Annotated in this window: 8 protein-coding genes; 3 read left to right on the top strand and 5 right to left on the bottom strand. The window is 39.4% G+C overall.

Annotation, left to right across the window (positions count from 1 at the left end):
* The first annotated feature begins 146 nt into the window (after positions 1-146).
* The gene (locus RI557_RS01220) at positions 147-2,522 is read left to right on the top strand and encodes a TonB-dependent receptor (RefSeq protein WP_310681544.1); all 2,376 of its coding nucleotides are present in this window, start codon (positions 147-149) and stop codon (positions 2,520-2,522) included.
* 265 nt (positions 2,523-2,787) lie between these two features.
* Entirely contained in the window at positions 2,788-5,646 is a 2,859-nt protein-coding gene (locus RI557_RS01225) for a T9SS-dependent choice-of-anchor J family protein (protein WP_310681546.1), read from the top strand.
* 76 nt (positions 5,647-5,722) lie between these two features.
* Here RI557_RS01225 and RI557_RS01230 read toward each other — a convergent pair whose 3' ends face one another.
* Positions 5,723-6,493, bottom strand: a complete 771-nt coding sequence (locus RI557_RS01230; RefSeq protein ID WP_310681548.1) for a PhzF family phenazine biosynthesis protein — start codon at positions 6,491-6,493, stop codon at positions 5,723-5,725.
* 84 nt (positions 6,494-6,577) lie between these two features.
* Here RI557_RS01230 and RI557_RS01235 point away from each other — a divergent pair, with 84 nt between their 5' ends.
* Positions 6,578-7,207, top strand: coding sequence for a trimeric intracellular cation channel family protein (locus RI557_RS01235; protein ID WP_310669015.1), 630 nt, complete (start codon positions 6,578-6,580; stop codon positions 7,205-7,207).
* A 1-nt stretch (position 7,208) separates the two neighbouring features.
* Here the strand turns inward: RI557_RS01235 and RI557_RS01240 are convergent, their stop codons facing one another.
* From RI557_RS01240 to RI557_RS01255, 4 genes are all read right to left on the bottom strand, one after another.
* Positions 7,209-9,236 (bottom strand): OmpA family protein, encoded by a 2,028-nt coding sequence (locus RI557_RS01240; protein WP_310669014.1) that lies wholly within the window; start codon positions 9,234-9,236, stop codon positions 7,209-7,211.
* A 19-nt stretch (positions 9,237-9,255) separates the two neighbouring features.
* Positions 9,256-12,180 carry an AsmA-like C-terminal region-containing protein gene (locus tag RI557_RS01245; protein WP_310681550.1) on the bottom strand — a complete coding sequence of 975 codons (2,925 nt, stop codon included), beginning with the start codon at positions 12,178-12,180 and terminating at the stop codon, positions 9,256-9,258.
* On the bottom strand, positions 12,177-13,622 hold the full coding sequence (locus RI557_RS01250; RefSeq protein WP_310669012.1) for a dicarboxylate/amino acid:cation symporter: 1,446 nt from the start codon (positions 13,620-13,622) through the stop codon (positions 12,177-12,179). The genes RI557_RS01245 and RI557_RS01250 overlap by 4 nt, the downstream gene beginning before the upstream one ends.
* Before the next feature lie 29 nt (positions 13,623-13,651).
* On the bottom strand, positions 13,652-14,249 hold a 598-nt coding region (locus RI557_RS01255), incomplete at its 5' end, for a hypothetical protein (protein WP_310681552.1).

The raw sequence follows: 14,249 nt of genomic DNA on the forward strand, positions 1-14,249 counted from the left end.
TCTTCTTCTCAAACCAATATTTTAAGCCGGTCAAATTCGACCGGCTTTTTTTTGGCTAACGAATCGTATTTAGTCTTATTTATTTTTATTTTTAGCTCTATCTAATTTTAATTTTACCTTTGCATCGAATTAGAATTTGATGAGTAATGAGATCATATATAATTGTTGCTGTATTACTATTAACTAGTCATCTTAACTTTTTTAGTCAGATCACGATCAATGGGCAAATTAGCAATACAAAAGGTGAACCGCTACCCTTCTCTTCTATTCAGGTATTAAAAACTAACAAGGGAACAACTGTCGATGAAAACGGAAATTTCAATCTGAAACTCGAGAAAGGAAATTGGACTCTCGTGGCCAGTTTCATGGGATATAAAAAGGTTGAAAAAGAAATTCAAATCAACAACTCTCCTATTGAAGTAAACTTTCAGCTCCAAAGAGATCTTTTAGGTCTCAATGAAGTATCAGTCACAGCTACAAGATCTGATGTTCCTGTTTATGAAGCCCCTGTAATTGTGAACCAAATAGATTCTAAAGTACTTGAAAATACGCAATCTCTCAGCATCTCTGAGGGACTGAACTTTTCACCAGGATTGAGACTTGAAAACAATTGCCAAAACTGTGGCTTCAGCCAACTTAGAATGAACGGACTGGATGGTGCCTACTCGCAAATACTGATAAATGGTCGCCCTATTTTTTCGGCTCTGACCGGTGTTTACGGTCTCGATATGATTCCTTCAAATATGGTCGATAAAATTGAAGTTGTTCGCGGAGGAGGAAGTGCCCTGTATGGAGGAAATGCAATTGCAGGGACAGTTAATATCATCACGAAAGACCCCATTGAAAACACATTTGAAATTGGAACAAACTACGGCTTAATCAATGGTGAATCTGCCGATAGAACATTTCATGCAAACGGAACAATAGTAAGTGAAGATTACAAGAAAGGAGTCAGTATTTATGCTATGGACCGTAGTAGAGAAAACTGGGATGCAAATGGTGACGGTTATTCTGAAATAACTGATATCGAAAACACAACTTTTGGATTTGACGCATACTACAAACCAACAGCTGAAACACGAATTAAAGCAAACCTGTTTAGCATAAGAGAATATCGAAGAGGAGGAAATGACTTTGACCTGATGCCACACCAGGCAGATATAGCTGAGCAACTCGATCACAACATCATTGGAGGTGGTTTATCTTATGAACGCTTTTCAAAAAGTTATGAGCACAAAATATCCATTTACGGAAGTGGTCAACTTACGAATAGAGACAGTTATTATGGCGCTGGCGGTAGAGTATTAAACAATGGTGATACACTAACACAAAGTGACATTCTTGCTATAAATGCTTACGGAGAAAGTAAAGACATAGCAGCAGTTGGTGGAGTTCAATATACTTATGACCCTAACGATCAATGGATGATTATTGCCGGATCTGAATACCAGAATAACAATGTGATTGATGAAATGCCCGGCTACGATCGAGCAATAAAACAAACAGTAGGAACAATCGGTAATTACGGTCAGATCCAATACGTTCCATTGTCAAAACTCACCATACTTGCCGGTGCTCGTTACGATATCATTGATATTAATGGAGATTACAATTTCAATGGGTATCTTCTCGAAAATAGAGAAAACCTCAATGTTTTTGTTCCAAGGTTATCAGTAAAATACGACATCCTTAAAAACTTCAAATTCCGATTGAGCTATGCTCAGGGTTATAGAGCACCCCAGGCTTTTGATGAAGATCTCCACATTGAAACAGTTGGTGGTGCAGCGAGATTTACTCGAATTTCTCCAAATCTAACTACAGAAAAGTCGAACAGTTACACCACAAGCCTTAATTACACAATATTTGAAAATGATATTCAGGCAAATTTTGTTGTGGAAGGTTTCCTAACCGATTTAAATGATCAATTCATCACTTCTAATCAGCGCGAGTTACCAAATGGAGTCGCAATAGTAACAAAGCGCAACGGAGAAGGTGCTTATGTTTACGGTTCAAACATAGAGGCTAACATCGCCATGGCAAATAAATTTACTGTACAACTAGGTGGTACAATACAGGAAGCTACTTATAAAAATGAAGAAATTATTTGGAGTCCCTCATCTAATGACGAAAACAAAGAAGCCGTAACAACTAGTCAGATCCTGAGAACACCAAACTATTATGGATTCCTGTCAGCGAGCTATAACATCACATCTTCTATCACCGGATCTATCAGTAGCGTTTACACAGGATCGATGTTGACACCTCACATTGTAAATCCCGAAAATGAGTACACCGTTTTAGAAAAAACCCCTGATTTCACTGAATTAAATCTAAAACTCTCCTTTGATCTTCACCTGAGTGAAAAAGAAAGCTCTCATTTAATCTTCTTTGCAGGCATACAGAACATCTTAAACGCTTACCAGCAAGATTTTGACAAAGGGCCAACTCGTGACGCAGGTTATATATACGGACCTTCAAGGCCTCGCACTTACTTTGCAGGAATAAAATTTGGGTTAGAGTGACCCGTTTAATTTTCATTAGGTCAAATTGCCAATTTTTTAAGCTATTCGCAATAGATCCCAAATTATATTTCACAAAGCTAAAACTCAACCCTACCACCAACTTACTAATTTAATTTCCAGACAATTGATTTAAACTAACCTATATTTTTTTGAAACCCCTTACCGGTATCTTTTGTTCGGTATAATAACTTTATATAAAATTTTATTTTGGGTTATTGTTTTATTTTAATAATTTGCAGCGTTAACAAATCCTAAAATAATGTTTATGAGAAGAAAAAATTACTTTAATCGAGAAAGGCTGGGAATAACGTCCTTATTAAAAGGAACAATTCTTACAGCACTTCTGTTCCTTTCTGCTGTGGGATACAGTCAATGTTACTATACAGTAGAGTTAGATGACACCTTTGGTGATGGATGGAATGGAAACCAACTAGAAGTGACTGTTGGAGGTGTATCTCAAACAATTACACTTTCAAATGGAAGTTCTGATACCGCTATGTTCTCTGTTTATAATGGTGTCAATTTTGAGCTTAATTATCTTGGAGGTGGCTCATTTAATGGTGAGGTTTCATTTGACTTGGTAGATGACAACAACAATACCATTTATCAATCAGGAACAGGGCCATTTACAGGAGTTCATTTTTCTAACCCAGTTTCAGGCTGCCCATCATGCGATTATGTAATTGATGGCTTTGACTCTTTTGGTGATGGTTGGAATGGAGCATCAATTGATATTGATGTGAATGGAACTATTACAAACTTTACTGTTAGTGGTTCATCTGGGTCCATTAATATCCCTTCTGCCAATGGTGATAATGTTAGTTTCACATTTAATTCAGGATCGTGGGACAGTGAAATCACCTTTGATATTTACGGGCCAGGTAATGTACTATTAGGTTCGTATGGCCCAAACCCATCTACAGGAACTTTCCTAACAGATGTATCAAATGCAGTTTGCCCACCACCATCTTGTCCATTACCAACAAATGTCACAGTTACAAATGTCACTTCAACCAGTGCTATAGTAAGCTGGTCAGGATCAGGATCTAACTATGAAATAGCCTATGTACCTTCGGGTAACCCTGCTCCAACCGGACCAGGAACATCTGTAACTGGAACAACTGATACCTTAACTGGATTATCAGCTGGCACAAATTATGATGTGTACGTTAGGGAAATTTGTGGTGGATCATTAGGAAATTCTTCCTGGCAGGGTCCAGAGTTTTTCCAAACAGCGATACAGTTTCCTCAAGGTACCAATTGTACTGTAGGTTACGATTCATTGTTGTTTGAAGAAGAATTTAATTCTTTATCGAATTGGACAAACTCACCTGCAGAATGGAATACCAATAGTGGTACTACCGGTTCAAGTAGTACAGGACCAAGTGGTGCTCAAAGTGGTTTTAGTTATGCCTATGTTGAGACATCAGGTTTCTACAATTCTACTACTGACTTAACTTCGCCACTCATTGAGTTGAGTAATTTTGGAGGCGATGCTGAGTTGACATTTTGGATGCACGCTTACGGAGCTCAAATTGGAACTCTAGACGTAGATATTGCTACTTCTCCTTCTGGTCCTTACACGACAGAATTTACATGGAGTGGTCAATTCCAAACTGATGAAACAGATCCATGGCAACACATTGGAGTTGATTTGAGCTCTTATGTTGGCCAGGATATTTATGTGAGATTCTCTTATACATCAGGTTCATCATTTACGAGTGATATAGCTATTGATCAGGTACGCGTTAATGCTTGCTTTGACTGCTCTTACCTTGCAGGTTTTAGCATTGGCAATGACACAACATACTGTGCCAACCAGGGAATCTCTTTACCTCTTGACGCTGGTCCAGCTAATAGTTATACATGGAGCACAAATGAAACTACTCAATCTATTACTGTAGATACTGCTGGTCAGTATTCTGTAACAAAAGATGTGGCCGGTTGTCAACTTTCAGATACAATTGAGTTATTCTCAACTCCATTTATCAACTTAGACCTGGGTCCTGATACAAGCTACTGTGCTGATGAAAGCATCAATCTTTCTTTGAATGCTCAGAACCCAACAGCAAGTTACATGTGGAATGATAGCTCTACATCTCAGTTTTACTCAATTGATACTGCTGGTATCTATTCAGTTACTGTAACTGATAGTAATAACTGCTCAGCTACTGATGGAGTTTATGTTGTGGAACATCAAATTCCTAATGTTGTATTACCTGCTGATTCAGACTACTGTGCTGATCAAACGATTGCATACACTCTTGATGCAGGTAATCCATTAGCTACAGGATATCAATGGCAGGATAATTCAACCAACCAAACGTTTACAGCTACTACAGCCGGCACGTACTGGGTTGAGGTAACTGACATAAATGGTTGTACAAATGCTGATACAATGGATATCATCGAAGATCCATTGCCAGTTATTAACTTGGGTAATGACACATCTTATTGTGACTCTGAAGATTTCAATATCACATTAGATGCTGATAATCCAACAGCTGACTTCTGGTGGAACGATGGATCTGACGATCAAACGTTACTGGTTGATTCTGATGGAACGTACTGGGTTGAAGTTACCAGCACTCAAAACTGTGTGAATTCTGATACGATAACAGTTATCGAAAATGCCAGTCCGGAAGTTGACCTTGGAAATGATACAATGCTTGCTCCAGGCTATACAATTACACTTGATGCAGGAAATGCTGGTACATATCTTTGGAATGATGGTTCAACTGATACAACAAAAACCATAACATGGAACGATGTTCCCGGTGAATTTTCAGTTCAGGTTGAAAGCGCTGATGGATGTATAAATGGTGATTTCATTTTCATTGACGCAAACACTGGTATTGAAGATGTTGTTGAAGGTGACATTAAAGTTTATCCTAATCCAACTAATGACAATGCTAACATTGACATGAACCTTAAAGAAGGTGGTGAAATGATGATTGAAGTGTATAGTTTATCTGGACAGTTGTTACAACAACAACAGTACGGAGCTTCAGTAGGTCATCAGGTTGTACCGGTAGACCTATCAACTGTTGAAAGTGGCATGTATATCATCAACGTTAAACTAGATGGTGAAAGAATTGCTAACTTCAACATCACTAAGATGTAATAGTTGCAAATTCAACTTTATTAAAAGCCGATCAAAATATTTTGATCGGCTTTTTTATTTTGTTTGAATTAAACTATTATGATAAAAAACCTGTTGCTAATCGATTGTTTTTACTGACTAATTTAACTTTACTCTCCTCTACCATTACTCTAAAAGTTCCTCCTCTTGGACTTAATTGCCTCGCTTTCATACTCTCTTTATTTAATCGCTCACTCCAAAATGGTGCTAATACCGCATGTGAACTACCGGTAGCATGATCTTCGAGTTGCTGAACATGTGGAACGAGCGTTCGGCTTACAAAGTCAGCTTCGTCTCCTCTTGCAGTTACAGCATAACCAAAAGTTTTACTCTCTCTGAGTTTTTGAAAATTCGGCTTCATTTCGCGAAGAACTGTTTCATTCTCAACAACAACTATGTTCTTGTTTTTTGTTTCGTAATACTCAAGCACTTCTACTCCAAGTCCTTCAGTCAGAACCGGGGGAATTTCCAACTTTTTCACTACAGGAATAGCCGACAACTCAATCTCAACTTTATTATCTGATAATGGCTTGCCTTTAATTGTATCTGCTGATGAGTTGAGTTCTTGCTCTTCTCCCAAAACTGAAAAAACAGCTAGCGAGCCATGACCACAAAGACCTATTTCAGCATCTGGAGCAAACCACCTTACTCTCATTTTCTCTTTTTCCTTCCATAAAAACGTAGTTGCCGGCTGATTCAGATCATTCGCAATACGTTGTAAAGTTTGCTCATCGAGTGGTTCTGACAGTGATACAACTGCTGAAATATTACCTCTAAAATTGAGCATTTCGTCTACTGCTACGGCTACGAGTGAAAAAGGAACTTTCATTTTTTGGTCTTTAAATATTCACTTCAAATGTAACTGATCGAAACAAGGTTTGTTGCACACATTTTTTTCTTCGAATATTGCAATGTGGAATTATCATGGTTCAATATAATCGAAATTTTGGGGACGATCGCGTTTGCGTCTTCGGGCACAACTCGTGCTATTCGTAAACAGTACGACTTATTTGGGTTGTTCGTCCTGGGGTTTGTAACAGCGATTGGTGGCGGCACGATAAGGGATATTTTCATAGGAAACCTACCCGTTGAATGGCTGAGTGACTTTACTTTGACTATTACTATTATTATCACTGTTATACTCACGTATTTGTTCTATCGATTTATGGATAAGCTCAAGTGGTGGGTTTTCTTTTTCGATGCTATAGGATTGGGACTTTTTACGGTTTTGGGCATTGAAAAAGCTCTTGACTTTGGACTCAACCCTCTAATTTGTTTATTGATAGGGGTCATAACAGCTTGTTTTGGTGGTGTTATTCGCGACATTTTGAGTAGTGAAAAACCTTTATTGCTTCGTGAAGAGATTTACGCTTTCGCAAGCATATCAGGAGGTATAATGTACTTGATCCTCGACCAACTTACCAGCATCAACAATGAGGTTAATACCATTATAAGTGTCATTACTATTGTAATGGTCAGAACCCTCTCTATCCGATACAAATGGTCGCTCAAAGTGCCTTTTAAAACTCAGCCGCCCGAGTAACTTATTTCGATTTAATCACAAATTCAGTCCGCCTGTTTTTAGCTCTTCCCTCTTCTGTCGAGTTTGAAGCAAGTGGTTTTTTGGATCCCCATCCTTTAAAGGAAAGCCTGTCAGATGAAATACCCTGACTCTGAAGATACTCCATCACGGTAAAAGCTCGTTCAGTTGATAATGTGAGATTGCTCTCAGGATCACCTACATTATCAGTGTGGCCTTCAATAGAAACTTTCATTGTTGGGTTCTGATCGAGATAATGAGCAAAAGCATCTAATGTTGATTTCGAATTGCCAGACAACGATGCCGAGTTTGTCTTAAAAGTGATATTGTCAATTCTGTATGGTTTGTCGAGTGACACTTCATCAACTTCCATGTCAACATCCATATAGCTTGTGTCGATATCACCACTTATCGTGTAGTTGTTGAACGCCACATCTTTTCCTTCAATATTGAAAACATAATCGGCATCTTCTTCCATGGTAACGATTGCTGTGTAATTTCCATCAATGGAATCTACTTCAAACTTTTCAACTTCTTCAGTAACCGAATTACGAACGTTAACCTCAGCATTTTCAGGGACTTTTCCATTCTTATTGCGAACTGAGCCTTTCATTACGACAACTTTCTCTGGCCTGGCTTCTTCATAGAGCTTAAAGCTGTAGATGTTCACTTTTTCCTGAACCTGTCCTTTAAACTCCTTAGCTGCATAATAAACGCGTTTACCATCAGTGCTCACAACATAGCCGTGTTCGTCACTCTCTGTATTAATTGGGTAACCGAGATTTATCGGTTCTGACCATGAACCATCATCGTTTAACTTGCTGTAGAATACATCGTATCCGCCAAAATTCAAATGACCTGTTGAGGAGAAGTAGAGTGTGCGGCTATCAGCGTGAAAAAATGGTGTTTTCTCATTCGCCTCAGTGTTGAGTGGCAACCCGAGGTTCATAGCTTGTCCCCAGGAGCCATCAGATTGACGTTTACTCTGATAGAGGTCAATTCCTTTTGACCCTTCACGCAGGCTGGCGAAAATCAATGTTTTACCATCTCTGGACAGGGTTGGTTGTGCCTCCCACCCTTTTGGTGTATTCACGGTTTCATCGAGTGGTTTGAGATCATCCCAGTACCACTCTTTGTCTTTCGTTCGCGGATTGACTCCATATACTTTTTTAGCTGTGTAGATATCGCAGTTGACGTAGTTGCGACCAGGAGTACAAATTGTAATGAAAATCTCTTTATTATTGATTGTCACTGCTGCTCCACCGTAGTTTTGTTCTTTCTCTTCATTGAAAGGAGGTGGTAAAGGCGAACCCTGATCCAGGAGTTTGCTGTTTTTTAATTTAGCTGAGCTGAAACGCTCGATGTAATCTACTCGTGCAGACTGAACTGCTGTTCCGCGTGGATTCTGCTTCAACTTGTTTCTTCTCGTGAAGAGCATCAATTCATTGTCAGGACTAATTAGCGGCAAGTACTCATCACTTTTATTCGTACTCACCGGTTTTACAACCTCTGGATCAAATGGTTTGGGGTTGTTGTATTCACTCTCATAAAACCTGGCAAGCTGATACTGCTCACGGGCTTTTACCAGTTGCTCGTCATGATGCATATCATATTTATCATCTCCTTCTTCATTGAAGTCGAGAAACTGTTTGTAACGCATTGAGGCTTCATCGTAATTTCCATCGAGCATTTCCAACTCTGCGAGGTAGAAGAAAGCTGCTGCGTGAACTGTTGGGCATCCCTCAACTGCTTTGATTAACTTGGGCTTTGCCTTATCAAAAGGCTTCCCTCTCCTAACATTGTCGCGAATGCGTATGTAAGCCATAGCAAAGTTTGCTTCAGGATAATCAGGGTCGCGATCGAGTGCTTTCATGAGATATTCGATACGTTCTCCTTTTCTGTTCTTGCGATCAGTTCCTTTTTCGTAATATTTTTCAGCTTTTCTGTCATCAGTACCACAATCTGTTTCCTGAGCAAAAAATGCCGATCCATAAAACACAAAAAGTAGGGCCAGAGCCCTACTCTTATTCAAACATATTTTAGAAATTCTACTACAATTCATCTACTTGTTGCTGAGCTTTATCAATAACTTGTTGTGCGCGTTTATCTGCCTCATCTTCTATTTGTTGCGCACGCTTATTCGCTTCTTGTTCTGTCTGCTTAGCCTTCTTATCTGCTTCATCATTGATTTTTTCAGCAGCTTTCTTAGCTCCGGCTTTTGCAAGCGGATTACTCGCTTCATCAATTAAGTCCTGAGCTTTTTTAGCAGCTTCTTCTCTAATTCGTTGAGCGGCTTTTTTGCCCTGTGCCCTAACCTTATCAGCTTGCTTTTTAGCTTCAGATCTTATTTGGTCAGCTTTTTCACGCGCATCTTTCATGATTTCATTAGCGCGCTCTTTCACATCTTCTTTAACCTCTTCTTTTTTCTTTTCAATCTCTTCTTTGACTTTATCCTTAACCTGCTCTTTGACTGATGAAGCTGTACCTTTCCCTCCTTTGAAGTTTGGCTTAACTTCAGGATCAGTCACATCACCGGAAATCTTAAAGCTCACCTCAATTGTTTCAGGTAATCCTGATCCTAAATCAACTCCTGAGTTTTTCAGTTTACCCATCAAATCTCCGGCAAGGTCATTCACTTTTCCACCGAGTATTGACGAAGGAACTTCAGAGTCAATCGTGTAATCCATCTTTTGCTCAAAAGTGGTATAGCCAGAGATTGTATTGTTGATACCACCTGCTTCAAGTTCAAACGGCTCGGTTGTCACTTTACCATCTTTAAAAGTAAAGCTGATATTGAGGTCGCTTGCTTCAAGTGGGTTGAATTTATCTGACTTCAGTGTTTTATCCAGCTTTTCGAGTGTCTTGTTATCGATCGTTACTTTGTGTGTTTGGAGTTTTCCTCCTCCGTTTAAGCTATTCAGATCCACATCCATATTCTCGAGTAACTTTCCTTTCATCGTCATATTAGTCGAGAATTTCCCTTTTGCTGATTCGATAATAGGAGCCAGTTTTTCAAAGGTGTTGAACGTAGCTGCTGTCTTCTCTAAATCGAATCGTGAAATGTCCATTGCAAAGTCGATATCAGGACTTTTAGGATTTGTGGTAGCATATGAGCCAGACATTGTCATATTTCCATCGAGAAGCTCCATATACAAATCTGTCATATCAATAGCTTCATTGGCAATAACTACTTCACCCTTCACATTTTTCATGTTGATGTTATCGTAAATGAGCTCTTTGATTTTAGCATCCATCGTGAAATCGATATTGCCGGGAACCGGAACTACTTCCATTGCTGCCGTGTCGGCCGGTTCTGACTGTGATTCTTCAGTTTCCTCTGTTTCTTCACTTTCTGAGTCCTCTCCCTCATCCATGAGTTCGGTGATATTCATATAATTAGAAAAGAGGTTGAAATTACCCGTCAACACTTCATCATTGAAGTAGTAACCTAACATGTTGTCGATTTTCCCTTTTGCTGAAATATCCGTTTTTCCAGCCATTGCCTCAAAAGTCGTGAGATCAACATATTGAGGTGAAAAATCCATGTACATCTTTTGCAACTTAACAGGATAGCTAAATGCCGGACTGCTATAGAGGAAATCGAGAATGATCAACTTTCCTTCAGCCTTGAAATCACCATAGCGTTCCTCTTCAATGGTCGACATTTTTCCATCAAAATGAATGTCGCTCGTCACAGTTCCGGTGTATTTCTCCCCTTCTTCAGTTGGAATTACATCCTGAATAGAAGCCATATCAACCTGAGCTTTGAAGTCTCCTTTCACATCAGGATCACTGATGGGAGTTTTCAAGTGAAGACTCAGATCAATTGGATTTTCAGCCAGCTCAACGTGAAAGCGGTTGACATCTATAACTGTATTATCTTCAGATCCGCCCGGATTTGAAGCTCTCACATCAATTTCAATGTTCTCGGCAGATTTTGGAAGATCAGGATACTGGAAACGTGCGTTATTCACGATCAACTCTGCGTCAAAACCCGGTAGCGACATCGACTCCTCAGTTGAAGCGTAAGTTCCTTTTGCATTTCCTACAATGCTTAACGTTCCGCTTGTTTCAACATCCTTAAAATCGGCAGTGTAAGCATTGGGAACGAGCGATAACAAACTCTTGAAGCTCGTCTCCTTCGATTCAAACGACAAGTCCATGTCGATATCATCTTCAGGCATTTGAACCCAGCCATCAAAACCGAGAGTCAAATCATTGAGCGAAACACTATTTTCTTTGAAAGTATATTTGCTATTTGGCATATCCATTTCAAAATTGAAAATAGCCTCGGCACTTACATCCTTCATATACTCCGTTCCGTCCATCGCATACGTGATAGACTTAATAGTTGTCTTCGTTTCAAAGAGAAATTGCTCGAGATCAAAATCGCCTTTTCCTTCGTGAGTCAAACTATCGATTTTCGCATACATATCACCTTCCCGATCATCGTAAATCACATTGATATTGCGCAAATAGTATTCGTTGACATTGATATTAAAAGTTCCGCTTTCTTCCGTTTCTGCCTGTTGGTCAGATCCCGAATCAGCCGGCTCTTCAGTTTCAGCTGCGGTATCAGATGTCTTCATCACATCCCAGTTCGCTTTTCCATCTTTCGTCACGATAACGTGGAAATCTGCATTTTCAATTCCAAAAGAGTTTATCTTTAGCTGATCGCCACTTATAACGCTCATCACATCAACTGAAGCGTAAACTTCACCAACATCAGCCAGCGTTACACCCTTAAACTCATCCACACCTTTAACTGATGTTTTAGAAATAGTGAGCGAGAAATCCGGGAAATTCTCAATGATGCTCAAATCAAGAGATTCAATTTTCACCTCAGCATTGAGGTTTTTGTTGGCCTCTTCCTGAACCATATCAAAAATCTTCCCCTTAAAGAGGAAAGGAAGAGCCAGTACGAGTACGATCAACAATGCAATGATGATCCCTAATATTTTCAATATTTTTTTCATGACGGTGTACTATTAGTTGATTCGTTATAGTCAAGTTTTCCTTCAGATGCTGCAACGATACTCGTTACAGTTGCGTCACCAGTAACATTTACAACGGTTCTGCACATATCTAAAATGCGATCGACAGGGAAAATAATGGCAATCCATGCGGGATTTAACCCTACCGATTCCAATACAATAATAAGCATTATTAAACCGGCACTTGGTACCGCAGCCGAACCAATTGAAGCTAAAGTTGCTGTTAAGATAATCGTGAGCTGTTGAACAAAATCTAAATCGACAAAGTGAAACTGCGCAAGGAAGATCACTGCTACTGCCTGGTAAAGGCTTGTCCCGTCCATATTGACTGTTGCACCAATTGGCAGCACAAAGCTACTCACCTCTTCTCTCACTTTTAAATTTTCGTGAACGCACTCCATCGTAACCGGCAATGTTGCGGCTGATGACGAACTCGAAAATGCGAGAAATTGTGCCGGACTTATGGCTCTGAAAAAAGTTTTATAACTCAATTTTTTCACCAAGACAATCATCACAAACGGATATAGCACGAATGCCATAAAAGCCAATCCCCCAACTACAGCTAAACTGTACCAACCGAGTGACTTAAATATTTCAAGTACCCTTGAAGGATTATTCCCAGCGAGTTCTGAAAGTTTCCCAGCTAACAGAGCAAAAACAAAGAACGGAGCGCCTTTCATCACGATGTCCACCATTTTGATAAAGACTTCACTCGATCCATCGACAAAATTGATGACCGTTTCTACTTTTTCACGAGGAAGCGAAACCACGGTGAGTCCAAAAAATATGGCGAAGAAAATCACCTGCAACATCAGGCTGTTATTGAAAGAGAGAAAGATATTGCTCGGAACCATATCAACGACAAACTGAAGAGGTCTTTGATCTTCTGTCTTTTTAGCTGTCTGTATCTCATCAGACATATCACCATCCCTTTTTTGGGCGTATTCCTGATTCTTAGCTCTTGCAGCATCGGCATACTCTTCGTACTCCGGATTTGTGAGAAATGATTTTCCGTCCTTTATTGCCACATCATTATCGACAGCCCACATCTCATAGCTCAACCGGTTGACAATTCGCTGCTCTTCATCTAAAAATGTTCCCGGTTTCACCGTATTGACAATGAGTAATCCAACTGCAATTGCCGACATTGTGGTCAGTAAGTACAACCCGATTGTTTTGAGCCCCATTCGACCTAAACTTGTTGTATCGCTAAGTCCTGTAATACCCTGAATAATTGAAAAAAGGACAAGCGGAACCGCTATTAGCTTGAGCAAGTTTATAAAAATATCACCCCACGGAGCAATCCAGTTCATTGTGAACTCACTAAGTCCGGCATAGCTCGAAACAAATGCCCAAATGGTTCCGAGTGCCAACCCGATGATGATTTTTATATGAAGTGGTAATGATTTAAAAGTCTTTAGCATTGCAGTCGATTTTCTTTAGCGGTTGCAAATTAAAATTTTTGATAGACACCTTCTAATTCAAAGTAGGCTGGATTGAGCTTATCATCTTCAATTTCGCCCCAGAAGGGAGGACCTATAAAAACACTATCTTTTCCAATGAGCTGTTTATCACCGTAATCCTCCTTTTTGATAAGTGTGATGTTACGATCAAACTCTTTTTCCATCGTAGAAATAAAAAGCGTTTCAACTCCCAGGTTCCACGAAACTCCAAGATGAGGAATTTGCTTCAAATCCTCTGCAGTAGCTACGAATTTTTGGTGAGGAGTTGATTGTTTTTCTTTCATCGTTTCAGACAAGTTATAGTACCTTCTATTCAGTATTTCCCCCATTGAATGAATATCAAAAAACTTCAGAGTTAGAGCCGGAATTAATACTAACGAAGCAAACAATGCTATACTCTTTCTTTCACTCCTAATGTTTTCCATCCAGATTAGCATCGTGAAAAAACCAAGTGGCATAAACGATTTATCAAGAACAGGAAAACTATTTCCAATTGCTTCAGAGTAGCATACAAGCGTGAAAAAAAGCAGTGATATGAATAGATAGAACAAGGCTTTTAGGTACTTCTTAAGAAAGATTAGTCCTAAA

The sequence above is a fragment of the Salibacter sp. genome (genome assembly GCF_031581065.1).
Taxonomy (GTDB): domain Bacteria; phylum Bacteroidota; class Bacteroidia; order Flavobacteriales_G; family Salibacteraceae; genus Salibacter.

Coding starts and splice junctions, on each gene's coding strand:
- RI557_RS01230 (WP_310681548.1), bottom strand. CDS start 6,493: ATGAAAGTTCCTTTTTCACTCGTAGCCGTAGCAGTAGACGAAATGCTC.
- RI557_RS01250 (WP_310669012.1), bottom strand. CDS start 13,622: ATGCTAAAGACTTTTAAATCATTACCACTTCATATAAAAATCATCATC.
- RI557_RS01245 (WP_310681550.1), bottom strand. CDS start 12,180: ATGAAAAAAATATTGAAAATATTAGGGATCATCATTGCATTGTTGATC.
- RI557_RS01220 (WP_310681544.1), top strand. CDS start 147: ATGAGATCATATATAATTGTTGCTGTATTACTATTAACTAGTCATCTT.
- RI557_RS01225 (WP_310681546.1), top strand. CDS start 2,788: ATGAGAAGAAAAAATTACTTTAATCGAGAAAGGCTGGGAATAACGTCC.